Origin of the sequence: Parasaccharibacter sp. TMW2.1882 (assembly GCF_023337635.1) — a bacterium.
In the GTDB taxonomy this organism is placed as follows: domain Bacteria; phylum Pseudomonadota; class Alphaproteobacteria; order Acetobacterales; family Acetobacteraceae; genus Bombella; species Bombella apis.
In genome coordinates this window covers 245,016-268,294 of record NZ_NWUT01000003.1, presented here as the reverse complement: position 1 = coordinate 268,294, position 23,279 = coordinate 245,016, and the positions used below count along the sequence as shown (strand labels likewise).

Below are 23,279 nucleotides of genomic sequence, written 5' to 3'. Positions count from 1 at the left end.
GCGACAGCGGCCCCTCACGGCAAACGGTTACTTTTTTCCTAGGTGTCACAGGCACCAGAAGGGGTCAAGCCAGCTCATCCAGGCCAGGCCGCCACATCACTCTACTGTCATGACCTGTAAAAATGGTGCGAAAGAGGGGACTCGAACCCCTATGCCTTGCGGCGGTCGATTTTGAGCCGACTGCGTCTACCAGTTCCGCCACTCTCGCCCATGATCTGCCTGCGCCCCACGGGGCGCAGAAAACGTCCTGCTTATAAGATATCCCGGCACAAAGGGCCAGAGAGCGGCCCGAAAAAAAAATCGGATAGGCTGCCCGACCCTTCAGGTGATGTCCTGCCCACTCATCAACAGGATGTTACGCATGGCCGCACCGGAAGCCCCCTTGCCAAGATTGTCCAGAGACGCTGTCAGAAGGGCCTGCCCGCTATGGCCACTCACACGCAGCTCCATGTCATCCCGGCCCGCCATGGCTTCAGCCACCAGCTTCGGCTCGGACTCCACGACACGGATGGTTTTCGCATCCCTGTAGAACTCTCTGAGAACAGCCGTGACGTCCTCGATCATCGGTACACCGGGGAGAGATACCAGATGCAGCGGAATGGACACGATCATCCCCTGCGGGAAATGCCCGACAGACGGCACGAACAGCGGGTTGCGGGTCAGGCCGCTATACTGCGTCATTTCCGGCAGGTGCTTGTGCTGAAGGTTCAGGCCGTAGAGGAAGAAAGCCGGACCACCCGCCTCCTCCTGCTGCTCGATCATCGTGCGGCCACCACCGCTATAACCGGACACCGCATTGATGGAGACATGGGCATCCACCGGCAGCAGCCCCGCCTGAACCAGCGGGCGAAGCAGGGCAATGGCCCCTGTAGCATAACAGCCGGGATTGCTGACGAACCGGGCCTTCCTGATCCGTTCCGGCTGGGTGGCATCCAGCTCCGGCAGGCCATAGACCCAGTCTGGATGCACACGATGGGCCGTGCTGGCATCCAGAAACCGTGTCCCGGTATCCTGGCCAAGGGCCACGGCCTCACGGGCGGCATCGTCCGGCAGACACAACACGGTGATATCAGCCTGCGCCATGAGGGCACGACGGGCCTGCGGATCCTTCCGCTGGGCAGGATCGATGCTCAGCAGCTTCAGGTCATGACGATCAGCCACGGCCTCGACACGGCGGCGAATCCCCAGGCCTGTCGTGCCTGCCTCACCATCAATGAATATGTGCGTCGTCATCGTCCCGGCTTCCCTGTTGCCTGCCCCTGACCGGGGCGGTGCCATTCACCACTGGAACAGCATCCGCCTCTTTTCATACAGAAGCATGATGTGCCCGTCCCGCTCGAACTGGTCAAGCAGACTCATGCCGATGCTACCCAGCACGATGCGGGAAGGCCGGTTATCCTCACGGGCGACGGCAACGACACGCTCCACCCCCGCATCCAGAACAAAGGTGAGGGCCGTACCAGCGGCCTCACGGGCGATGCCACGCCCGGCAGCCCATGGGAACAGGGCAAAACGCAGGCCGATTCCCCGGCCATCGGGGCGTTCATGCACGCCCGTCATGCCGACAAAACGCCCCTCCTCAAAAATGGAAAAGATGCCGATGCCCCGCTCGGCCCAGAAAGCCACATCCTCGGCCATCTCGGCTTCCGCCCGGACACGGGTCCGCACACCACCCAGCATGGCCCCGAACGCCCCGACATCCGCTTTCAGCCGTGCCATGTCCTCCATGTCCGGCCAGTTGACCGGGCGGAGGATCAGACGGGCTGTCCGCAGCTCATTGCCTAGCACAACATGCCGCCCGGACGGCGATCAGCGGGCGATGGGGCGGTAACGGATGCGGCTCGGCTCCGTGGAATCAGGCCCCAGACGGCGGCGTTTGTCTTCCTCGTACTGCTGGAAGTTGCCTTCGAACCACTCCACGTGGCTGTCCCCCTCAAAAGCGAGGATATGCGTGGCCAGACGGTCGAGGAACCAGCGGTCATGGCTGATGACCACGGCGCAGCCTGCGAAGGATTCCAGAGCATCCTCCAGCGCACGGAGCGTATCGACATCCAGATCGTTGGTCGGTTCGTCGAGCAGCAGGACGTTGTTGTCCTCCTTGAGCATCTTGGCCAGATGGACACGGTTGCGCTCACCACCGGAGAGGACGCCCAGACGCTTCTGCTGGTCCGGCCCCTTGAAGTTGAAAGCCCCGACATAGGCACGGGACGGCACGGCCCGCTTGCCCAGATGGATGACGTCCGTTCCGCCGGAGATTTCTTCCCAGACGGTCTTGCTGTCGTCCAGATCATTACGGGACTGGTCAACATAGCCCAGCTTGACCGTATCGCCGATCTTCAGGGAGCCTGAATCAGGCTGTTCCTGCCCGGTAATCATCTTGAAGAGTGTGGACTTGCCAGCACCATTCGGCCCGATGACCCCCACGATGCCACCCGGCGGCAGCTTGAAATTGAGATTGTCGATCAGCTGACGATCACCAAAGCCCTTGCAGAGATTCTCGGCCTCGATGACCGTCTGCCCCAGACGGGGACCGGGCGTGATGACGATGTCCGCCGTGCCTCCAGCAGCTTCCTGCCCGGCAGCCAGCATTTCCTCATAACGGGTGATACGGGCCTTGCTCTTGGCCTGGCGGGCCTTGGGCGAGCTGGCGATCCACTGCTGTTCCGCTGCGAGGGCACGCTGGCGGGAGCTTTCCTCTTTCTCTTCCTGAGCCAGCCGCTTGCGCTTCTGCTCCAGCCAGGACGAGTAATTGCCCTCGAACGGATAGCCACGGCCACGCTCGATCTCGAGAATCCAGTTGGTGACGTTGTCGAGGAAGTAACGGTCATGGGTAATGACCATCACGGTGCCCTTGTACTCACGCAGGGTCTTTTCGAGCCATGCCACGCTCTCGGCGTCCAGATGGTTGGTCGGCTCATCGAGCAGCAGGATGTCGGGCTTCTCCAGCAGCAGGCGGCACAGGGCCACACGGCGCTTCTCACCACCGGAGAGCTTGTCCACCGGGCTGTCCGCCGGAGGGCAGCGCAGCGCATCCAGAGCGATCTCCAGATGACGGTCCAGCTCCCAGCCATCCTCGGCATCAATCTTTTCCTGAAGCTCGGCCTGCTCAGCGAGAAGGTCGTTCATCTCCTCATCGGACATGGGCTCGGCAAACTTCATGGAGATTTCATTGAAACGCTCCACGGCCTTCTTCAGCGCACCGAAGCCCTGTGCAGCGTTCTCGCCCACGGTCAGGTTCGGGTCCAGCTGCGGCTCCTGCTCCAGATAGCCGATGCGGACACCTTCGGCAGCCCAGGCCTCACCGCCGAATTCTTTCTCGATTCCAGCCATGATCTTCAGCAGGGTGGACTTACCTGCGCCGTTCACCCCGAGGATACCGATCTTCACCCCCGGCAGGAAGGAGAGCGTGATCCCCTTGAACACCTCACGGCCGCCCGGATAGGACTTTGTGACGTCCTTCATGACATAGACATACTGATAGGCGGCCATGGAACGGTCTCCTCTAGAACACACGAACGAAAAGGCAGGAAGCAGGACTGTGCCCCCTCTCGCCCGGGGCGTTTCCCAACAAATACAGGCGGCTCCACATGCATGGAGGCGTCACCTGCGCCCGGCAGGACTCGAACCCGCAACCTAGCCGTTATGAGCGGCCAGCTCTAACCAATTGAGCTACAGGCGCACAGACATTTCGCCACATCGCTCATACGCAGTTTTTTTTCAAGCCCCTGCGGGGCAAAAACACGCCTGACAGGGCAAATAATGCGCTTTCTTTTTCCCGACTTCACCGCAGCAGAGAGGCCGCAGGCAATACACATATACAACACCGGGCATATTCATTAATAATGCGCCCATCACATCACCCACAGACACGGATGGAGCAGACGATGGACGTTACCAAGATTTCCCCCGGCAAGGATGTGCCGCATGACATCAACGTCGTGATCGAGATTCCACAGGGGTCCCAGGTCAAGTACGAAGTGGACAAGGACAGCGGCGCCATCTTCGTGGACCGTTTCCTCTTCACGCCGATGGCCTATCCGGCAGCCTATGGCTTCATCCCCAACACGCTGGCCGCTGATGGTGACCCGGTGGATGCACTGGTCCTGACCCCGGCTGATGTCCTCCCCGGCAGTGTCATCCGCTCCCGCCCGATCGGCGTACTGAAGATGGAAGATGAAAGCGGACAGGACGAAAAGCTGATCTGCGTACCGCATGACAAGATTCATCCGCAGTTCAGCAAGATCGACTCTCTCGACCAGCTGCCGGAAATCACGCTGAAGGCCATCGCCCACTTCTTCGAGCGTTACAAGGACCTCGAGCCCAACAAATGGGTGAAGGTTTCCGGCTGGGGCGACAAGGCCGAGGCTGGCAAGGTCATCGAAGCCGCCATTGCTGCGGCAAAGAAGTAATCTTTACTGCTGCTGGAAAGTCGGGCAGTCCCTTCGGGGACTGTCCGTTTTTTGTGTCCATTCAGCAGGACCGGGAAAACGGCAGACACAAAAAAACCACCTCACCCGATCCGGCAAAGTGGTTCTTCCGTCTTTCTGGAGCGGGCGAAGGGATTCGAACCCTCGACCCCAACCTTGGCAAGGTTGTGCTCTACCCCTGAGCTACGCCCGCATCACATTGTCACCAGCAGCTCCCCAGACCCTGAAATCTGGAGCGGGCGAAGGGATTCGAACCCTCGACCCCAACCTTGGCAAGGTTGTGCTCTACCCCTGAGCTACGCCCGCATGCTGTCGGTGGGAGGCTTATGCCTCAAAGAAGCTCCCGACGCAATCCCCCCCAACACATTTTTATTTTCCTTTTTTGAAGGTTCTGCCCCCCTTGCCTCCATGCCCTGTGGAAACAATTTTAACTGGAGCGATTGTGACAGACTCCCCCGCCAGCTGACAGAGGTTGCCGACCATGACAGAAGCCCTTTTCCCCTCCAGCAGCCCCTCCCGAACCATGGAGGTGGACCAGTCAAACTTCATGGAACAGGTTGTCGAGGCCAGCAGGAACATGCCGGTTCTTGTGGAGTTCTGGGCGGCCTCATCCGCTTCCTGCAAAAAGCTCTCCCCCGTGCTGGAAAAACTCGTCCAGACCACGGAAGGCCGGGTGAAGCTGGTACGGCTGGATGTAACCGCCAACCGGCCACTGGTCAGCCAGCTGGTGCAGATGGGCCTGCCCATACAGTCCATCCCGGTAGTGGTTGCCTTCTGGCAGGGGCAGGTACGGGACCTCCTGCAAGGTGTACAGCCGGAAAGCGGTATCCGGGCCTTCATTGAACAGCTCCTGAAGGACAGCGGGCAGGCCATGCCCGTTGCCGAACAGCTGAAAATGGCTGACTCCGCCCTCAAAGAAGGTGAGCTGGCTGAGGCCACCAACCTCTACGCCGCCGTACTGGAAAGTGAACCGGAGCATCCGGCAGGGTGGGCTGGGCTGATCCGCTGCATGATCGCCATGGATGACCCGGAAGGCGCAGAAGAAGCAGCCTCCCAGATTCCCGAATCCATTGGCGGGGAGCCCCTGATCACCAGCGCCCTGAGCAGCCTGAAACTCTATCAGGAAGGCCGGGACAGTGCCGGAAGGATCGATGAAATCCGTCAGAAACTGGAGCAGTCCCCTGACGATGCTGCCCTTCAGACAGAGCTGGCCAAAGCACTGAATGGCACGGGCCAGCGGGAGGAAGCGGCCCAGCGCCTGCTGGACATCATCGCCCGGGACAGGGAAGGAGCCGGACAGGCTGCCAGGGCCGAACTTCTGAAATTTTTTGAAGCCTGGGGCATGGCAGACCCCGCCACCCTGGCGGCACGGCGCAAACTGTCCTCCCTGTTATTCTCATGACCGGATGATCCGGCACAGACACGACCATATGCAGGGAAATGGTCCATCCATGATGCAGTCCCTGCCTGCCCCGCTGGAGGAGACGCCCCATGCCTGATGCCCACCACCCTGCCCATGACACATCCTGCGGCTCCAGACGCCGGATCCCCGTCCTGACAGACATGACACTGGCGGACCTGCCACCCCGAATCGGTCTGCTGCCTCTGGGCAGCACGATTCTTCTGCCACAGGGGCAGCTTCCCCTGACCATCTTTGAACCCCGCTACCTGACCCTTCTGGAAGACTGCCTCGCCCAGCATCGGCTCATCGGCATCATCCAGCCCTCCGAGACGGCCCGTTACGGCGACATGGCCCCTCCACTGGAACATGTCGGCACCATAGGGCGGGTAACCTCCTTCATGGAGCAGGAAAGCGGGCAGTTCTTCATCACCCTTACAGGGGTCTGCCGCTTCCGCCTGCTACAGGACAGGCTGACTGACAGGGGCTGGCGGGAAGGGCGCATCAATGCCATGCCTTTCTCCCACGACCTGCTGGAGAACCCTTCCCTGAATCTCGACCGTGAAGATCTTTCCATCGTCCTGAAAAACTATGGCGAGCGCCATGCCATGGCCATCAACTGGGAAAATCTGAAGAAACTGGACGACAACACCCTGCTGACGATGCTGCCCATGCTGCTCCCCTTCTCCGCCGGGGTGAAACAGAAACTGCTGGAATGCCCGGACACGACGGAACGGGCCAGCCACCTTCTGGACGAACTGTCCCGCTAGGCGATGAACATGCCATCATGTAAGGCTGGTTCCCTGTCTCAGGGTGCTTTCAGGTACCCTTCGCCCCCAACCGCATGGACTGAAAAATCATCATGACCCACACCTCTCCATCCCCAGAACTGCTGGCCCGCCTCGTCTGCCCCGTCACGAAAGGCCCAGTGCATTACGACCCGGCCAGCAACAGCATCATCAGTCCCCGGGCCGGACTGGCCTTTCCCGTACGGGATGGCATCCCCGTCATGCTGCCGGAACAGGCCACGAAACTGGAGGACTGATTCCTACCCGTCCCTGACAGATCGCCGATCTATTTCTGCCTAGGTGCAGGAGCCCCGTAAGACGCCTCGGTATGGGTCTGTGCAGGGAAATGCGGCAGATCATCACCACCAGCGCTGCCACCTTCAGCCGTATGAACAGTCCGACCGGAAATTTCATCTGGCGTGGGCTGTATGGCCTGCACCATGGGCACCATCCCGCCTGAATAAGGCGGCATGGGATGATGAAGCTCCCGGAACGGTTTTCTGGGATAGGCCTCCGTCATGTCCGCTTTGGGCAGGTGCCGGACAGGGGCATCTTCTTCTTCCGTCGCACAGCCTGCCATCAGGGTACAGCCCAGCAGACAGGGCCACAGGACCCGGCATACCGGACGGACAGACAGGACAGGGGGAAAAGGCAGCCTCATGACCTTCACCCTATAGCACTTCTGCCCAATTGACGAAGACCCACAGGCGTGAAAAGAACAGGCATGTTCAAAGGTACCCTTTCCACCCCTGCACGGCGGCTGCGCGCCTGGCATGACGCCCTGTTTGTGGACCATGCCATCTTCCGGCTGGTCTGGACAAATCTGGCCCCTGTCGTGCCGGGACGTGTCTGGCGCAGCAACCATCCCACACCGGGCCGACTGCACCGCTGGCGCAGGACATTGGGGCTTGTCATGGTCATCAACCTGCGGGGACACCGGCAATGTGGTGCCGATGCCCTGGGGCGGGAGGCCTGCCAGAGACTGGACCTCCCCTATCTCGACATGGCCTTCGAGAGCCGCAATGCCCCCCACAAGGACCGTATTCTCCGCTTCCATGAGCTCTATGAAAAAGCCCGGTTCCCCCTGCTGCTACATTGCAAGTCCGGAGCGGACAGGGCCGGGCTTGCCAGCGGACTGGTGATCCTCTTTGAAGGTGGAACGGCCGAAAATGCCCTGAAGCATCTGCACTGGCGCTTCCTGCATTTCCGTCGGTCCCGCACGGGAATTCTGGATGCCTTTTTCCAGCTCTACCAGAAAACGGCAGAAGGCCGTCTGCCTTTCATCGACTGGGTGAAACAGGAATATGACGAAGAAGCGCTACGGAACGCCTACAGGGCCGGGCGCTTCAGCGCCTTTCTCAACGATGCCATCCTGCGGCGAGAGTAGCCCTCTCCGCTTCCATCACCCTCATCTGGACCGTCTGGCCACATCCCGGATGAAATTCATGAGCTGCTGACGGATCTTCTCCTCCCGGATACTGTAATAGGCCTGTGCCAGTTCCATTGTTTCCGGCAACATGAGCAGCTCTATACCGCCCCCATTTTTCTCCTGGGGGGCCTCAGCCATTTTCTCCCCGCCCCCATCATCCTTCTGGAAGGGAGCCTGTTCTTCCTGAAGATTCCCCGGTCCTGCTGCGGGACTGGCGAAACCATCCAGCTCGTCAAAAAAGAAACCTACCGGCACTTCAAGAACCTGGGCCAGCTCATACAGACGACCCGCCCCGACGCGGTTTGCCCCACGCTCATATTTCTGAACCTGCTGAAAAGTGATACCAAGTGCCTTGGCCAGTTTTTCCTGTGAAAATTTCCGCAGCCCCCGAAGAAGCCGGATACGTTTGCCAACATGTGCATCGACAAACGACGCTAGTTCTGTCATCAATCACGAACCTCAATAAAAATCAGGTCAAAAGGTTTCTACTCTTCATCGATAGTGGTTAACAATAAATTATATTTTCAATTTTTTCAGGCTACACCGATCTGCCCTTTTCATAAAACCACCGCCCGACGAGAGCGGCCCCCACAAACAGCAGAGACATCAGCGCCGGTATCCAGCGCCCCAGCAAAGCAAAAAATGTTTTTGCTTCCGGTCCCGGAAGAGGGCGTACAAGCACCTGTTCCCTGCCCCATTCCGTTCGCCCAACTTCCCTGCCACGGGCATCATAAATGGCAGACACACCACGGTTATTGACAAAAACAACCGGCAACCCTTCTTCCACGGCACGCAGCCGCCCTGTCGCCAGATGCTGCCTCGGCCCGGCACTGTTGCCATACCAGGCATCGTTGGAGATCGTCAGCAGCCAGTCTGGCCGCTGCCCCGGTGCCACAACACCACCAGAAAACACGATCTCATAACAGACCATGGGACCGACACGACCAACCTGTGGCAGGTTCCAGGTCATCAACCCCGGGCCCGGCACCACCTCGGCCGGCAGCAGGTGGAAGGGCAGTATCCAGGGGTCATACTCTCCAAACGGAACCAGACGGCTTTTGTCATAAATGGCCTCTATGTGTCCATCCGGGGCCAGAGCCATCAGGCTATTGTACCAGCGATCCACACCGGCGGCACGCCTGTCCGACCCGAGCAATACCGGTGCCCCGGAGGCAGCGGCGGCAATGGCCTGCCTTGCCCAGCCTTCCTCCTCCAGAAGACCGGGGAAAGCAGATTCCGGCCAGACGACAACAGCCGGGCGTCCCGGCACCAGGCGCTGCGCATCTCTCACGCCCTGCGCTGTCAGCTCCAGATAAGACCGGAACTGTGAAACCGCATCATCCCGCCCCAGCACCTCATCTTCTGTCACGTTGCCCTGCACAACCACGACAGCCGGATTGACATGCCCCGGCAGAACGGCCTCATGCCCAGCACGCCATGCCCCCCAGCCACACCAGAGACCTGCACAGGCGACCACGGCCAGCAGCCCCCGCCGTCCCTGCCATACGGCCAGTGAAGCCAGCACCAGCAGAAGCGTCAGCCCATCCACACCGATCAGGGACGCTGGCTGAATGAGCCAATCCCCCAGCCATCCTGGGACTTCTAGCGCACTGCCCAGAGGATTCCAGGGGAAACCGGAAAAATAGAAAACCCGGGCCATGTCGGCCAACGTCCAGCTCCCGGCGAACATCGCCACACGTGGCCAACCCGGCGGTACGGAGCGACAGAGCAGGGCCGGAACCATCACGAGAGGCGCAATGAGCAGCGCAACACCAGGCGCTGCAAAAGGCACCACCCACCAGAACTCATGCACCCGGGTCAGGATTGCATTGGTCAGCCAGTAAAGACCCGCCGTATGATACCCCATCCCGAAAAGGAATCCCCACAGGGCAGCCTGACGGTGCCCCGGTGCGGCACAGACAGCCTTGTAGAACAGCCCCAATGCCAAAGGCAGAATCGGAAAAAAACAGAGCGGTGGCAGAGCCAACGCTGCCACCGCCCCCAGAACCAACATGAAGACGGCGCCGCGCCACCCTCCCTGCTGTGGAAGGGAGCACAATGCCTTCACCACCATGGAAATCCCTTGTTAATCCAGCGCGTCCTTCAGACGACGCTCATAATGACGGTAATATTTGTCAGCCAGCAGCTCACTCTTGACGAGCACAGCCACATCCGTGGTGTTGAACTGTTCATCCACCACGGCACCATCACCAACATACCCACCAAGACGCAGATACCCCTTGATGAGGGGCGGCAGCTTGCTGAGGCAGGTGCGGCGGTCCAGCGTGGCAGGGTCTGTCCGGCACATGCTGACATAGCGCTCTGGCAGGGCCCGAACCCGCAGGGCGGGCGGCGCCAGATGGTTGTGATACAGCCATGTCAGCTCATCACTCATCATATCCGGTGATGTCCCATGCAGGCTGGCACAGCCAAACAGCACGTCAATCCTGTGCAGGAAGATATAGGAGGCTATGCCCCGCCAGAGCAGCTGCATGGCCGCACGACCACGGTAATCCCGTGCCACACAGGACCGCCCGACCTCCAGAAGGCGACCGGGGAAATCTGTCAGACAGGAAATGTCATACTCATCCGCCGTATAGAAACGGCCACCTTCCCCCAGCGAATCGGAACGCAGCAGACGATACGTCCCCACCACGCTGTCTGCACCACCACCACGGGCATGGTCCACCACAAGAAGGTGATCTGCAATCTCGTCGAAGCGGTCAGAATCCAGACGGGTCCGCAGGGCCTCCTCACTGGGATGAGCCCCCATCTCGTCAAAGAACACACGATAACGCAGGGCCTGTGCCGCACGGATCTCTTCTTCCGTCGTGGCAAGCCTGACACCCAAGCTGCCGCCACGCAGTTCCTGAAAACCGCCTTCACGGTTCAGGGCAAGAGTCGCCAGGGTATCCATCTGCCGCTGCGTTTTCTCGCTGCTGATGAATCCCCCCGCCTCCGGCTGCTCTGCATTACAGGAAGGGATGCATGCATCCCCAATGGTATCTGACGGCCTCTTCCCGGTCATACGAAATCAGTCACTCCTTATGCCCGGCCTGTTGGACTGGACCTGTTCCCATCCTCGGGAGCGGCATCTTTCTTCTTTTCGGGTGCCGTACGCCGTCCGAAAAGCTCCGCCCGGTGAGACATGAGATCAAACCCCAGTTCCGCAGCAATCTTCGCCAGCAGGCCGACCAGTTCATCATTCTCGAATTCGATGACGTTACCACTATCAATATCAATCAAATGATAATGATGCCCATTTTCACTGGCTTCGTAGCGGGCACGGCCCCCGCCAAAATCCCGGCGTTCCAGAATTCCTTTTTCTTCCAGCAGGCGGACTGTCCGATAAACGGTAGCAACGGAAATGCGGCTGTCCAGTTCCGAAGCACGGCGGTACAGCTCCTCCACATCCGGATGATCCTCCGCCTCCGAAAGGACACGGGCAATCACCCGCCGCTGTCCGGTCATCTTCAGACCATGCTTGACGCAGAGACGTGCAATGGGCGAATCACCCACAGTATCCCCGGACGCAGCACCCTCGCGCCCCATTTTTTTTGTGCTCATCACCATACTGATGATCTATCCGATTATGATACGGTTTGTCCAATCCACATCATAATACGAAACGCACCTCCTCCATCATGCAGACTCAACCGGGTCTGTCCTGAGAAACAGGACAGACCATCCTGATTACCCCTCGCTCCCTTCACGGCGGCGGCCAAGACCGATGCGCCGTGCAAGGGAAGAACGATGATTGGCATAGTTGGGAGCAACCATCGGATATTCCGGCGGCAGCCCCCAACGCTCACGATATTCCTGCGGTGTCATGTTGTAGGCTGTCTTGAGGTGACGGCGCAGCAGCTTCAGCTTTTTACCGTCTTCCAGGCAAATGATATAATCGGGGAAGACCGACTTGCGGGGCGGTACGGCCGGTACCGGTTTTTCGGGCTCTGCCTCCACGGCAACACCGGCCCCTGCAAGGGCACCGTGCACCGAACGGACAAGGTCCGGCAGAGTTTCGGCAGCAACATCATGACTGCTCACATACGCCGTGACGATCTGTGCTGTCAGCTGACGCAGGGCCTGTGTTTCTGTCTCAGACGACGACATAAAAAACCTATCTCCCAAGAAATTTAGTTCGACCTATAACGGATTGTAGAAAAAGACAACAAGAAAAACCGTTTCTGTAATAGTAAACACTTGTTGATAAGATAAGAAAATCCACAACATAGACAGAAATTCTTACAAAATCACGACATTACATAAGAGAACTTCTCCCTTCCGCCTGCGCTCAAATAACACCATTTATCACAGGGAAATACAGGCGCCCTACAAAGATCATGCTGTTTTATAAGGAATATTCATCATGAATGACATGACAAGTCTTATAGAAGGCTGTTACCTGGAGCAGACAAGGAAAGACGTTACAAGAACATAACAGCTGCAAGATCATATACATGATGACCTGCCATTACAGGCATACCACACAGCCTGACCGCCCCTTGTTCAACAGCTATTCCAGCATTACACGGCCCATACGTCGTGCCATGCAAAAGAAGACAGGGTATGACCTGTCAGGGCGACCACCTCAAAAGACGGGCATCCTCACCATCGTCGTAATAACGACGCCGCACCGCTATCTGCTGAAAGCCGCACCGCCCATACAAGGCAAAAGCGGCTTCATTACTGAGCCGCACTTCCAGAAACAGGGTGGCTGCCTCCTGTCGGGCCCGATTGATGAGATGGGAGAGCAACCGATGCGCCAGACCCTGCCGCTGCCATTGTGGATGCACCCCCAGAGACAGGACCTCACCTTCATCCAGCACATGACGACTGATGATGAAACCCACAGGAACATCACTCACGCAAACCAGCCAGGCCTCCACACCCGGCAGGGCCAGAATCTGCCCGCAGGCTGTCTCATCCCAAGGGTCACGTCCCGAAAAGGCCGCATGATGCAGGGCCGACACGACACGGGCTGCCTCTGGCCCCACAGCCACCAGCTCAGGCCCCTGCACGTCCGACCGGACCTCCCTCTGGCCATCATGATCCGCCCTGTCCGGACAGCCCGTGCCAGACATCACTGCGGTGCCGGTCTCAGACCACCTGCCGGGGGTTTTGCCTCCGGGGGGTCCACATAAAGGGGTTCAAGCGGGTAGGCCTCGACCGTCCCATCATCCAGACTCTGGCAGGCGGCCCTGAAAATGCCTTCCGCCGTCGGAGCGGCATGAGGCAGGCGGACCACGTTACTCCCCAGAACACCACAGCCTGTCTGGCCACTCAGCTCCGGCAAGGCATCATCCCCATGGACGGCATCACCTGCCACGACCGGCCAGCTCCCCGGCTGAATCTCGCCTACCGGCAGGGCACAGGCCTCCCGCCCCGGCGCATCCACAAAAACCCGCCCCCGACGGGCAAGGCACAGGATAGTGGCCTCATCATGCTTCATGGTCGCCCGCAGTGCATCACCCAGCCGAACACCTACGCCCCGACAGGACCATCCCCGGACCAACCCTGCTGCAAGGGAAAGAGACGCTCTCAACCCCGTAAAAGAACCGGGGCCAACCACAGCCACCACCATCTCCGGTGGTTCTTTCCAACCGGTCCGGGCCAACATGGCCTGCACGGCCGGAGCAAAACGTTCCGAAGCACCACGCCCGGACAGCACCTGTTCATCCACCACCTGGCCATGTTCCAGCAGGGCGATCAGATTGCTCTGCCCCCGTCCGGCTCCCGCCCCGTTCATGACGAGACACCGCCCCGGCATCACAGCCACAGGCAGACTTCCTCATAAGGCAGACGGGGTGCCCGGGGAGAAGATACTTCCCCCCCGGGATAACCCAGTGCCACGAGGAAATTGGCCCGCCAGCCCTGCTTGCGGAAACATTCCTCCTCCACCATCACGGCATCAAAGCCGGACATGGGCCGCACAGCCAGCCCCAGCGCACGGGCTGCCATGATAAGATAGGCCCCCTGAAGGGTACCGTTGCGAAACGCCGTCTCGTCACTCAGCCCGACATCAGCCGCATACCAGTCCCGCAGGCCGGGCATGGGGTTGAGAGTCTCGAATTTCTCGAAAAACAGGGGATCATACCCGACAACAACCAGCACCGGCGCCGTCATGGCCATCTCCGCATTGCCCAGAGACAGGGCAGGCCGGATTTTCTGCCGGGCCTCTTCCGTCTTCAGGAAAGCGAAGCGGGCCGGTGAGCAGTTGCCCGATGTTGGCCCCATCCTGAGCAGATCGTAAAGACGATGCAGGACATCATCACCCACTGGCCGGTCAGAAAAACAGTCTGCCGTGCGGCAGCGTGTAAAAAGCTCCTCGGCCAGAACAGGGCTGGAGACCTCTCCTTCTGCCGGCTGCCCCTCCGGGGCTGGTGATGATGTCATCAGCTTTTACTCCTCTACAGGTTCAACCGCCGTCACCTCCGGGATGTAGTGACGGAGCATGTTCTCCACGCCGTGCCGCAATGTAGCCTTGGAAGACGGACAGCCAGAGCAGGCGCCCTGCATGCTCAGATAGACGACACCTTCCCGATAACCACGGAAGACAATGTCCCCCCCATCGCTGGCCACGGCCGGACGGACCCGTGTATCCAGAAGCTCCTTCACCCGGGCCACGATCTCGCTGTCCTCGGGAAAGATGTCAGCCTCCGGGGCAGCGATGTCTTCTGCAAGGGCTGGCTTCCCGCTTTTGAAGAAATCTGTCAGGGCCACCAGCACCTGCGGGCGCAGTGCATCCCAGTCGGCTCCATCATCCTTCGTGACAGAAACAAAATCACTTCCCAGGAAGACACGCTTCACCTCGGCCATGCCAAAAAGAACATCTGCCAGAGCAGAACGCCCCGCCACGACCCCGGCCTCTGCAAAATCGACAGGGGACCGGTCGCCCGTCACGTCACGACCCGGCAAAAATTTCAGTGTCGCCGGGTTGGGAGTATCTTCAGTTTCAATCATCATAAGATCATTCTGTGTCATGAACGCCTCTCTTATCAGATACCCGATGGAATGAGCACCCTCTAACGCAACTCTACCACTTTTGGACCTTTATAGTCCTATTTACAGACAGTATGTATATCAGACTGGCAGAACAGGCTACCTCTGCCACGTTCCCCCTTCTCCAGCTCCACCCAAGAGGATCCATGACACCCCCCTCCACCGCACTCCCTGCCAACAGCATGTCGGCCATTCCGCCGGGTGTGGCCACTGGCGGTGCATACCGTACCCTGCTCCGGGCCTGCCAGATGGGGGGCTATGCCCTTCCGGCTGTCAATGTCAGCAGTTCATCCACTGCCAATGCAGCTCTTGCCGCAGCACGGGCCAACAGGGCTGACATCATCATCCAGATTTCCGCCGGAGGGGCCCGCTTCTACGCTGGCCAGTCCCTGCCGGATGAGCAGCAGGCCCGGATTCTGGGGGCCGTGGCTCTGGCACGACATGTCCATCTTCTGGCCCGCCATTACGGGGTAGCTGTCATCCTCCATACGGACCACGCCAACCGTCCCCTGCTGGGCTGGATTGACGGGCTCGTGGAAGAAAGCCGCCGCCACCACGAACAGACAGGCCAACCCCTGTTCTCCTCCCACATGCTCGACCTCTCGACAGAACCGGTCGCCGACAACATCGCCACGGCAGCGACCCTGATGAAAAAACTGTCCCCTCTGGGAATCGGCCTTGAGATCGAACTGGGAATCACGGGGGGAGAAGAAGACGGCATTGGCAACGAGCTGCATGGCACCGGACCGGCTGACCATCCCTCCCTCTATACAAGTCCGGAAGATGTTCTGACCGCATGGAAGACCCTGTCCCCTCTGGGGATGCTTTCCATCGCTGCCTCATTCGGGAATGTTCACGGAGTCTACGCCCCCGGCAATGTCCGCCTCCGCCCGGACATACTCCGCAGGTCCCAGGCTCTCGTGGCCGAGCGGCTCCAGACGGGCCCCAATCCTGTTCCTCTGGTCTTCCATGGCGGGTCTGGATCGGATGAAGACGCCATAAAACAGGCTGTCAGCTTCGGGGTCTTCAAATTCAACATCGATACAGACACCCAGTTCGCCTACGCACAAGGTGTGGCCCGTTACATGCAGGAACATGAAGAAGCCTTCGCCCATCAGGTCTCACCCGTAACGGGGCGGCCGCTGAAAAAACAGTACGACATCCGTACCTGGATGAAGGCCGGAGAGGACAGTTTCATCCAACGGCTGACAGACAGTTTCCGTGTACTCGGGGCTCAGGGGCGCAGCATGGCCCGCCAGCCCTGACCGTCCGCTCCATCAGCGGGCAGATGGAACCGCAGCCGGTTTCTGACAGGAAACCGTCTCCACCGCCCCTTGCCCACAAACAGGCAGGGGGCCATGCCGCCCCGGCAGGGGCCAGAAAATCTCAATACCCAGAGAGACAAGCATGAGCAGGGCTGCCAGCAGCACCCATGGCAGAAAACGTGGCCTGTGACCCAGAAGAGGCGGGATACCCGTCTCCCGCTGGAACCGGCGCCCTTCCTCCAGCAAAGCCGCTGAATCCGGGACAGGACCAGCAGGCCGGTCTTCCTCTTCAGGGAAAAGGTCAGAGCCGGACACGTCTCAGCCCTCCAGAACAGCCTGCATCTCCGTCCACTCCCGCTTCGTCAGGCCGGATGTTTCCTGCGTGACACTCTCCCCGGCAAGGCGGCGGCGCAGCACCTTCAGCATCCCGGCAGAGAAGCTGTAAGCTCCGAGGCGATAATCCTCAAAAGCCTGTGCCGTATGCGGTACCCATGCCTTGAGAATCTCGATCATCTTCTGGGCATAGACACGGATTTCATACTGGGCATGTGGGTCGGACCGCAGCGCCAGAAAATGCATCAGATTATGGAGGTCAATCTTCCAGTACCACTGCGTGTAGGTGTTGAGTGTCAGATTGATGCGGGCCAGTTCCCGGGCCACACCCAGCCCCTCCGGGTCGAGCAGCTGCTCATAGTCGCCATAACATTGCAGGGCATCCCGCTGGAGAATGGACAGCACCTCTGCCGCTGTCTCTGCGCTGAGGGTCTCGCCCCGCCCCTGATTGTTGACCTTGCTCTGCGCAGCAATCTGCGTGGCATCGGGCAGATAGAACTCCCTGTCCAGTACGGAATACCGGGCAGAATATTCATTCACGCTGGCCATGCGGTGACGAATCCACTGCCGGGCGACAAAAAGTGGCAGTTTCACGTGAAACTTGATCTCGCACATTTCAAACGGTGTGGAGTGACGATGCCGCATCAGATAGCGGATGAGCCCGGCATCTTCCGACGTCTTCCGTGTCCCTTTGCCGTAGGACACACGGGCCGCCTGCACGACAGCCGAATCATCCCCCATATAGTCCACGACACGGATGAAACCATGATCCAGCAGCGGGAAAGGCTCAAAAAGAAGTGCCTCCATGGCCGGAACGGTTGGCCGCACCGTCTGGTTGGGGGCGGCACGCACGGCCTCTATTTCGGAACGCTGCTCGTCTGTCAGGGCCATGACTTCTCTCCCGCTCATCTGGCTGTGCCGGGCTATTATCCACGGAGGTGGATCAGCACGGCCATCCACTTCCCCCAGCTACTGAATGTAACCATAACGGTGACAGATGTAACCGCCCAGATGGCAGAAGGGAAGGCCCGTTTCACCTTGCCATACCGGACATAACTGCCTATATTCGTCCCTGCCGGAGGCTTCGGCCTTGGCTATGGCGATAAACGGTAGATGGAATAAGTGTTGTGGACCCGGGGGCAGTGCCCGGCGTCTCCACCATCAGCCTTCCGGGCTGGCGCTATGGGGACGAAACAGGCTCGACACGCATGGTAAAGATCTACTTTTTGCCCGGTATTGTTCCGCCGTCATCGGGCTGACTTTACAAGTGCCAACGATAACTCTGAGGTGCTCGCTGTTGCTGCATAAGCGATAAGCGCGGTCCGGGGGGTGCACCGGGCAACAGAAGCCCCCCCACCTGTTTCTTTTCTGAAACACCATCCCACGATAAAAGGTCGGGCTGGAAAATATGCAACCCGGCCCCTTGCGATTTCATGCCGCCTGTCGCACACCTGAGGTAACTTCCCAGATGCAACAGGTGATGGTGCTGTTCCATGAGTGATGATACCAACGGCTCCGACGGGCTCGGCCCCTCCATGCCAGCCAGCCTCCTCCCTTATGACCGCTGGATGGAGGATGCCCAGCGTATCGTCATGATCAAGGCGCTGGACCATGTCAGCGAACATGGCCTCCCTGGTGACCATCATTTCTACATGACATTCCGTACCGACATGCCGGGAGTGGACATCCCCTCCCGCCTCAAGGATCGCTACCCGGAAGAAATGACCATCGTCCTGCAACACCAGTTCCAGAACCTGACGGTGGACCATGACACCCGGACCTTCTCTGTCGGGCTGTCCTTTGGCGGCATCCCCAGCACCCTGCACATCCCTCTGGGAGCGGTCACGGCCTTTGCGGACCCTCACATCCATCTCGTCATGCATTTCACGCCCCAGCAGCACATGGCAGATGCCGACACTCCGACAGACCCTGACCTCCACGGAGGGGACAAGGGCGGTCTGGCCGAGGTCCACACCTTCCACCCCTCGGCAGACGAACCGAAGGCACATGCCGGAACCAGTGCAGGCCATGACGGTGACTCCCATGACCAGGAAAATGAGGGGGCGAAGGTTGTCAGTCTGGCAGCCTTCCGCAAGAAACCCTCAGGCAATGATCCCTCTGGAACCCCTGATGACAGGGACCGCTGAGCAGGGACCGGGCGTGTGACCCTGTCCTCCCTCTCCTGGCGCTCCCATGGGTCACGATGGGCAGAGCTGGTCTTTTTTTCTGCCGTGATTTCCGGCCTCTTCATGCTGCTGCATCTGACAGCGGGCATGATGCTGGGCCCCATGGCGGCCGGCATCATCCTGTCGATCAGGAACCGTGGCGTCACCATCAAACCCGTTTTCTTTACCATGGCACAGGCCATACTGGCCTGTGTGGTCGTCAACAGCCTGACAGGCTCTGTCCTCCACCACATCATGTCCCACTGGATACTGGTTCTTTTCAGTGTCCTCTCCGTCATCCTTGTCAGTTTTTCCACGGGGGCCTGTCTGGCCTGGTTCGGGGTCATGCCGGGGACGACGGCCCTCTGGGGCACATCACCGGGCGCAGCCTCCACCATGGTCATGCTCTGCGGGTCTTTCGGAGCTGATACAAGGCTGACAGCCTTCATGCTCTATTTCAGGGTCATCATGGTTGCCGTTGCCACGTCCCTGATTTCATGGATCGTCATACGCACGGGCCACGCCACTCCCACGCCCGCACCAATGCGAGGCAACCTGCTACCTACACTGCTGCTTGTCGCCATCAGTACAGTCATCGGCCTCAGGCTGCGTTCACCAGCGGCAACACTTCTGCTGACCATTCTGACAGGTGCCACAGCCCAGCTGAGTGGCCTGTTCCAGATCAGCGCCCCTTTCTGGATCCGCATCCCGGCCTATCTGACCATCGGCTGGTCCATCGGGCTGCGTTTCACCGCACCCGTCCTGCGTTATGCACTCCGCTCCATCCCAGCGGTCGCCCTCTCCTCCATGACGCTCATTGCCAGCTGCGCCCTGCTGGCCCTGCCGGTAGCCCATTTCGCCCGGATTGACCTCCTCAGTGCCTACCTGGCCACAAGCCCGGGCGGGCTGGACACCATCATCGTCATCAGCGCCAACGTCCCGATTGCCCTGCCCTTCATCATTGCCATGCAGACAGCCCGGATGCTCGCCATCATCACGCTCGGGCCAGCCATTGCCCGTCCCCTTGGGCGATGGCTGGAACGCCATACCAGCCGCACGGCCGCCATGCCTGAGCAGATGGAGCAGCTGCCCCGCTCCCCTTCCACAAGCAAGTAACCCCGGAAGAGGGCACGGCCACGCCGCCTGCTGGCATGACGGCAAAGAAAAACCCTCCACGAAGGAGGGCTTTTCCATATTCCAGCACTGCCTGAATGGGTTGAACCCCCATTCTATCTCAGAGCATCAAACTCACTGACTGCGTCTGCCTGGTAAGACCGGCGGGCCTTTTCGAGATACTCTTCCCACTTCGGAACGTAATAGCCGTATCCAGCCGGATTCTGGAAGAACCAGTGACGCCAGGCATGGAAGACATGATCATGCTCACGATAGGCCGGATCATTCAGCAGATGCCGCGCAGCAGGTGGCTTGGCCGCATGAAAATGGACGATGGTAGCGTTGTCATCCACCCCCCAGTAAGGCTTCCAGTTGAAGCGGGCGGAAAGTGGGCTCCACTGTGCATTGTAGAAAATGCGCAGCAGCTCCTGATCATACCCAGCCACATGGTCCAGATTATCGCACAGGAAATCCACCATTGCTGGCAGGTCGCGGCGCATACGCTCGAGGTTCATCACCATGACCCCCGAGTTCATGTCCACGTAGTAATCCTGCTTGCCGAACTGCCCGCAAGCCGCAAAGATTTCCGGCGTGCAGAACTCGACCTGCGGGTCCTTCAGGAACATCACGTCACAGTCGGTGTACAGGACGTACTGGTCATCCTGCTCCAGCAGGGGCAGCTCCAGCCGCATGAAGGCACCAGCCGCCGTAAAAATGTAATTGGGCCATTCCGGTTTGAGGCGACGCTGGGCCTCCAGCAGGCGGTCATAGAAATGCAGACGGTGAAAAATGACATTCACCCCGGCAGCCCGCATCTCCCGCGTGAAGTCACATTCGTTTCCATCAAACACCATGTGCGGGATCAGCGTCGTATTCTCACGGGCCGACTGTACGGCAGCCCGGATACAATCGATAAAACCATGATCAGGGTCGTTGGACAGTGTCTTCTCTGTAATCGCAAAAAACCACTTCATCCCTCAACGCTCCCTGACACCCAGTCTCTCAGAATCATATGATCATTCATTCGCCATGCCCCACTGACACGTCACCAGTTCCGGGAAATCAGCCAGAACTCTTCGGACGTCAGCGTCACCGTCCCCTGTCCTGCCGTATCTGCGGCGGCTCTGGCAAGAGCATGTATACGCTCGATCAGGATCGTTTTACGCTGATGCGCCTCAGAGGTCTCCCTCTCCCCGGCCAGCGTCTGCAGGGCCAGCTCGGCAGCACGGGCAACACGGCCTGCATCCAGCGCAGCGTAAGACATGATCTCGTCCTTCAATTCCTACCAATAAAACCATTCCCCCGCCTCGGGCAGGTACAGAACGGAGCAGCTCCCGCTGCCAGCCAATATAATCCCCTCTACAGTAGTCCCGTTTCCTTCCTTTTTTCAATCCCCTACCTTCCATTAAACCTCTTTTATAACGTGATCTTTACTTATAAAAACCAGGCTCCTCTCTGCCCTCCATCATTTCCATGATAGGGAGAGGAAGCTCACGCATGTCCCTGTTCAGGAAGCCCCCATGATACGCACTGCCCCGTCCTCTACCCTGCGTATGGTCCGCCTCTGCCTTGCCCTGCTCCTCCCTGCCCTTCTGGCAGCCTGCGCCACACGTCCCAGCGGCAACAGCCCGACCATGCCCGTGCTGGAGGAACAGGCAGACTATCAGGCCCATGCCCGCTCGCACTACACACCGCCCGGCCCGCCTGAAGACCCCTGGGGACCTTACATCAATGAAGCATCAAACCGTTTCGATGTGCCTGCTGAATGGATCAGGGCCGTCATGCATCAGGAATCAGGGGGGCATCTGTATGACCGTTATGGCAACTTCATCACCTCCACGCCCGGCGCCATGGGACTGATGCAGATCATGCCACCCGCCTATGACGACCTGCGGACCCAGTACAATCTGGGACCTGACCCCTACGACCCGCACGACAACATTCTCGCCGGAACAGCCTATATCCGCCAGATGTATGAAATATACGGCTCTCCCGGCTTTCTGGCTGCCTATAATTATGGCCCGGGCAGTCTGGACCACTACCTCCGCCAGAACAGGGCCCTCCCACGGGAGACACGCAATTATGTGGCGGCCATTGCCCCCAAGATCATGGGCATCTGGCCGCATCAGCGCTCCCGCAATGACCTCATCGTGGCCCGCCATGACAGGACGGCGCAGGGGCCCGCCCGCATGGATACGGCTACACCTCTGGATGGTGGTGGGAGCTATGACGAAACCACCACGGCCGGACAGGCTGTCCAAACAGCCGAAACACAGGATATCCGGGCCGCATGGGCCGCCCGCGGTTTTTCCTCCCCTCAGCCGCAGCCAGCAGCTCCCATCGCCCGGCCCCATTCGCCTCCACCACGCTCCTTTCCGCCAGAACCACAGAGAAATACGCTGCGCATCCAGTCCATTCCCCTGGCTGATGCCCCAGCCAGACGGAGGGGAGCAACAGACATGCTGGCCGAATCAACCCATGACTGGGCCATCCAGCTGGGGAGCTATGCTGGTGAAAAACAGGCCCTCATGGTTGCCACACAGCTACGCCCCCGCATTACCCCCATTGCCGGCGGGGCCTCCGTCCATGTCATGCCCGTTCGTACGGCCAGAGGTACACTCTACCGGGCCCGGCTCATCAACCTGACGCACAGCCAGGCTACCGGGGCGTGCAGGCATCTGCGGGGGACCATAGACTGCCTGACAATTCCCCCCAACGCTCCCTGACCATCATCGGAGGAACACACGGGACATGCCGCACACACCACACCATGTCGGCACGGCCAGGCCACTCCGGCTCGCTGATGATGTCACCAGCACAGCCCTCTATGCCGGGCCAGGTGACTGTTACCGCTATACGCTCAGGCGTATCTGGAATGCGACAGGGCCCCTCATCATGTGGATCATGATGAATCCCTCTGTCGCCACGGAATATGGAGATGACCGTTCCGTGGCCAAATGCCAGCGTTACAGTCGGCAATGGGGTTATGGCGGCATGTTCGTGGGCAACAGCTTCGCCTATCGCTGCACGGACCAGAAACGCCTTCTCGAAGTTGCCGACCCCGTCGGCCCGGAGACCGACCACTACCTGCTGGACATGGCTGGACAGGCTGAACTCATCGTGCTGGCCTACGGCACCCCGCAGGCCAAGGAGCTGCGCTACCGGGGACCTGAGGTGGCACGGCTGCTGCTCCGGGCTGGTCACAGGGTCACGGCCCTGCGGCTGAGCCGCAAAGGCCATCGCCCCGAACACCCGCTCTATCTCCCGGCGGACCTTACACCCGTCCCCCTGACGGCAGACGATTTCTGATCCACCTCCCACCACGCAGACAGGGCTTTCCCGCAAGGGGAGGCGCGCC

Annotated in this window: 27 protein-coding genes, 4 tRNA genes and 1 other RNA gene; 11 read left to right on the top strand and 21 right to left on the bottom strand. The window is 59.6% G+C overall.

Going from position 1 to position 23,279, the window contains the following annotated elements:
• Positions 1-123: 123 nt before the first annotated feature.
• The 5 genes from CO583_RS08775 to CO583_RS08755 all read right to left on the bottom strand — a co-directional run bounded on the left by CO583_RS08775 (position 124) and on the right by CO583_RS08755 (position 3,679).
• Positions 124-208: transfer RNA gene (locus CO583_RS08775), tRNA-Leu, on the bottom strand.
• 113 nt (positions 209-321) lie between these two features.
• Positions 322-1,233, bottom strand: a complete 912-nt coding sequence (argC, locus tag CO583_RS08770; RefSeq protein WP_086441984.1) for an N-acetyl-gamma-glutamyl-phosphate reductase — start codon at positions 1,231-1,233, stop codon at positions 322-324.
• A 45-nt stretch (positions 1,234-1,278) separates the two neighbouring features.
• Positions 1,279-1,788, bottom strand: a complete 510-nt coding sequence (locus CO583_RS08765; RefSeq protein WP_043558880.1) for a GNAT family N-acetyltransferase — start codon at positions 1,786-1,788, stop codon at positions 1,279-1,281.
• 21 nt (positions 1,789-1,809) lie between these two features.
• Positions 1,810-3,489: an energy-dependent translational throttle protein EttA gene (gene ettA / locus CO583_RS08760; RefSeq protein ID WP_043558883.1), complete on the bottom strand. Its 1,680-nt coding sequence runs from the start codon at positions 3,487-3,489 to the stop codon at positions 1,810-1,812.
• Positions 3,490-3,605: 116 nt separating this feature from the next.
• A tRNA-Ile gene (locus CO583_RS08755) sits at positions 3,606-3,679 on the bottom strand.
• Positions 3,680-3,884: 205 nt separating this feature from the next.
• Between CO583_RS08755 and ppa the strand changes: the two genes are divergently transcribed.
• Positions 3,885-4,409, top strand: coding sequence for an inorganic diphosphatase (ppa, locus tag CO583_RS08750; protein ID WP_043559301.1), 525 nt, complete (start codon positions 3,885-3,887; stop codon positions 4,407-4,409).
• A gap of 136 nt (positions 4,410-4,545) precedes the next feature.
• Here ppa and CO583_RS08745 read toward each other — a convergent pair.
• Together CO583_RS08745 and CO583_RS08740 are read right to left on the bottom strand one after the other, a co-directional pair.
• Positions 4,546-4,620, bottom strand: a tRNA-Gly gene (locus tag CO583_RS08745).
• Positions 4,621-4,658: 38 nt separating this feature from the next.
• Positions 4,659-4,733, bottom strand: a tRNA-Gly gene (locus CO583_RS08740).
• A gap of 175 nt (positions 4,734-4,908) precedes the next feature.
• Here CO583_RS08740 and CO583_RS08735 point away from each other — a divergent pair.
• The 3 genes from CO583_RS08735 (at position 4,909) to CO583_RS08725 (ending at position 6,871) form a co-directional block, all read left to right on the top strand.
• The gene (locus CO583_RS08735) at positions 4,909-5,829 is read left to right on the top strand and encodes a tetratricopeptide repeat protein (protein WP_248630772.1); all 921 of its coding nucleotides are present in this window, start codon (positions 4,909-4,911) and stop codon (positions 5,827-5,829) included.
• 89 nt (positions 5,830-5,918) lie between these two features.
• Positions 5,919-6,596 carry an LON peptidase substrate-binding domain-containing protein gene (locus tag CO583_RS08730; RefSeq protein WP_248630771.1) on the top strand — a complete coding sequence of 226 codons (678 nt, stop codon included), beginning with the start codon at positions 5,919-5,921 and terminating at the stop codon, positions 6,594-6,596.
• Positions 6,597-6,688: 92 nt separating this feature from the next.
• Positions 6,689-6,871, top strand: coding sequence for a Trm112 family protein (locus CO583_RS08725; RefSeq protein ID WP_043558894.1), 183 nt, complete (start codon positions 6,689-6,691; stop codon positions 6,869-6,871).
• Positions 6,872-6,900: 29 nt separating this feature from the next.
• On the opposite strand, the gene CO583_RS08720 is transcribed toward CO583_RS08725, so the two are convergent.
• Positions 6,901-7,275: a hypothetical protein gene (locus CO583_RS08720; protein ID WP_081562899.1), complete on the bottom strand. Its 375-nt coding sequence runs from the start codon at positions 7,273-7,275 to the stop codon at positions 6,901-6,903.
• A 63-nt stretch (positions 7,276-7,338) separates the two neighbouring features.
• On the opposite strand from CO583_RS08720, the gene CO583_RS08715 reads away from it, so the two are divergent.
• The gene (locus CO583_RS08715) at positions 7,339-8,001 is read left to right on the top strand and encodes a tyrosine-protein phosphatase (protein WP_043558901.1); all 663 of its coding nucleotides are present in this window, start codon (positions 7,339-7,341) and stop codon (positions 7,999-8,001) included.
• A gap of 21 nt (positions 8,002-8,022) precedes the next feature.
• Here the strand turns inward: CO583_RS08715 and CO583_RS08710 are convergent, their stop codons facing one another.
• From CO583_RS08710 to CO583_RS08670, 9 genes are all read right to left on the bottom strand, one after another.
• Positions 8,023-8,490, bottom strand: coding sequence for a helix-turn-helix domain-containing protein (locus CO583_RS08710; RefSeq protein WP_248630770.1), 468 nt, complete (start codon positions 8,488-8,490; stop codon positions 8,023-8,025).
• Between the two features lie 91 nt (positions 8,491-8,581).
• Positions 8,582-10,117, bottom strand: coding sequence for an apolipoprotein N-acyltransferase (gene lnt / locus CO583_RS08705; protein WP_248630769.1), 1,536 nt, complete (start codon positions 10,115-10,117; stop codon positions 8,582-8,584).
• Between the two features lie 12 nt (positions 10,118-10,129).
• On the bottom strand, positions 10,130-10,960 hold the full coding sequence (locus CO583_RS08700; RefSeq protein ID WP_193599755.1) for a GNAT family N-acetyltransferase: 831 nt from the start codon (positions 10,958-10,960) through the stop codon (positions 10,130-10,132).
• Between the two features lie 128 nt (positions 10,961-11,088).
• A complete protein-coding gene (locus tag CO583_RS08695; protein WP_043558908.1) occupies positions 11,089-11,616 on the bottom strand; it encodes a Fur family transcriptional regulator in 528 nt (175 codons plus the stop codon).
• 120 nt (positions 11,617-11,736) lie between these two features.
• Positions 11,737-12,156 carry a MucR family transcriptional regulator gene (locus CO583_RS08690; RefSeq protein WP_043558914.1) on the bottom strand — a complete coding sequence of 140 codons (420 nt, stop codon included), beginning with the start codon at positions 12,154-12,156 and terminating at the stop codon, positions 11,737-11,739.
• A 464-nt stretch (positions 12,157-12,620) separates the two neighbouring features.
• On the bottom strand, positions 12,621-13,127 hold the full coding sequence (rimI, locus tag CO583_RS08685) for a ribosomal protein S18-alanine N-acetyltransferase (protein WP_052348955.1): 507 nt from the start codon (positions 13,125-13,127) through the stop codon (positions 12,621-12,623).
• Entirely contained in the window at positions 13,127-13,813 is a 687-nt protein-coding gene (gene tsaB, locus CO583_RS08680; RefSeq protein WP_248630779.1) for a tRNA (adenosine(37)-N6)-threonylcarbamoyltransferase complex dimerization subunit type 1 TsaB, read from the bottom strand. The genes rimI and tsaB overlap by 1 nt, the downstream gene beginning before the upstream one ends.
• Entirely contained in the window at positions 13,813-14,439 is a 627-nt protein-coding gene (locus CO583_RS08675; protein WP_086431546.1) for a malonic semialdehyde reductase, read from the bottom strand. Before CO583_RS08675 ends, tsaB begins: the two co-directional genes overlap by 1 nt.
• A 6-nt stretch (positions 14,440-14,445) precedes the next feature.
• Entirely contained in the window at positions 14,446-15,009 is a 564-nt protein-coding gene (locus tag CO583_RS08670; protein WP_043559316.1) for a NifU family protein, read from the bottom strand.
• A gap of 182 nt (positions 15,010-15,191) precedes the next feature.
• Here CO583_RS08670 and fbaA point away from each other — a divergent pair, with 182 nt between their 5' ends.
• Positions 15,192-16,310 carry a class II fructose-bisphosphate aldolase gene (fbaA, locus tag CO583_RS08665; protein ID WP_248630768.1) on the top strand — a complete coding sequence of 373 codons (1,119 nt, stop codon included), beginning with the start codon at positions 15,192-15,194 and terminating at the stop codon, positions 16,308-16,310.
• A 12-nt stretch (positions 16,311-16,322) separates the two neighbouring features.
• Here fbaA and CO583_RS08660 read toward each other — a convergent pair whose 3' ends face one another.
• On the bottom strand, positions 16,323-16,625 hold the full coding sequence (locus CO583_RS08660) for a hypothetical protein (protein WP_043558918.1): 303 nt from the start codon (positions 16,623-16,625) through the stop codon (positions 16,323-16,325).
• A gap of 3 nt (positions 16,626-16,628) precedes the next feature.
• On the bottom strand, positions 16,629-17,534 hold the full coding sequence (thyX, locus tag CO583_RS08655) for an FAD-dependent thymidylate synthase (RefSeq protein WP_043558921.1): 906 nt from the start codon (positions 17,532-17,534) through the stop codon (positions 16,629-16,631).
• 143 nt (positions 17,535-17,677) lie between these two features.
• Between thyX and ssrA the strand changes: the two genes are divergently transcribed.
• From ssrA to CO583_RS08640, 3 genes are all read left to right on the top strand, one after another.
• Positions 17,678-18,001: a transfer-messenger RNA gene (ssrA, locus tag CO583_RS08650) on the top strand.
• A gap of 135 nt (positions 18,002-18,136) precedes the next feature.
• Entirely contained in the window at positions 18,137-18,790 is a 654-nt protein-coding gene (locus CO583_RS08645) for an SspB family protein (protein WP_052348957.1), read from the top strand.
• Between the two features lie 15 nt (positions 18,791-18,805).
• Positions 18,806-19,924, top strand: a complete 1,119-nt coding sequence (locus CO583_RS08640; RefSeq protein ID WP_081562903.1) for an AbrB family transcriptional regulator — start codon at positions 18,806-18,808, stop codon at positions 19,922-19,924.
• 113 nt (positions 19,925-20,037) lie between these two features.
• On the opposite strand, the gene CO583_RS08635 is transcribed toward CO583_RS08640, so the two are convergent.
• Positions 20,038-20,895, bottom strand: a complete 858-nt coding sequence (locus CO583_RS08635; protein ID WP_043558923.1) for a hypothetical protein — start codon at positions 20,893-20,895, stop codon at positions 20,038-20,040.
• Between the two features lie 71 nt (positions 20,896-20,966).
• Entirely contained in the window at positions 20,967-21,185 is a 219-nt protein-coding gene (locus CO583_RS08630) for a hypothetical protein (protein WP_043558926.1), read from the bottom strand.
• Between the two features lie 256 nt (positions 21,186-21,441).
• On the opposite strand from CO583_RS08630, the gene CO583_RS08625 reads away from it, so the two are divergent.
• Complete coding sequence (locus tag CO583_RS08625) at positions 21,442-22,647, top strand: transglycosylase SLT domain-containing protein (protein ID WP_052348959.1); 1,206 nt, start codon at positions 21,442-21,444, stop codon at positions 22,645-22,647.
• Between the two features lie 25 nt (positions 22,648-22,672).
• A complete protein-coding gene (locus CO583_RS08620; RefSeq protein ID WP_248630767.1) occupies positions 22,673-23,230 on the top strand; it encodes a DUF1643 domain-containing protein in 558 nt (185 codons plus the stop codon).
• The last annotated feature ends 49 nt before the right edge of the window (positions 23,231-23,279 follow it).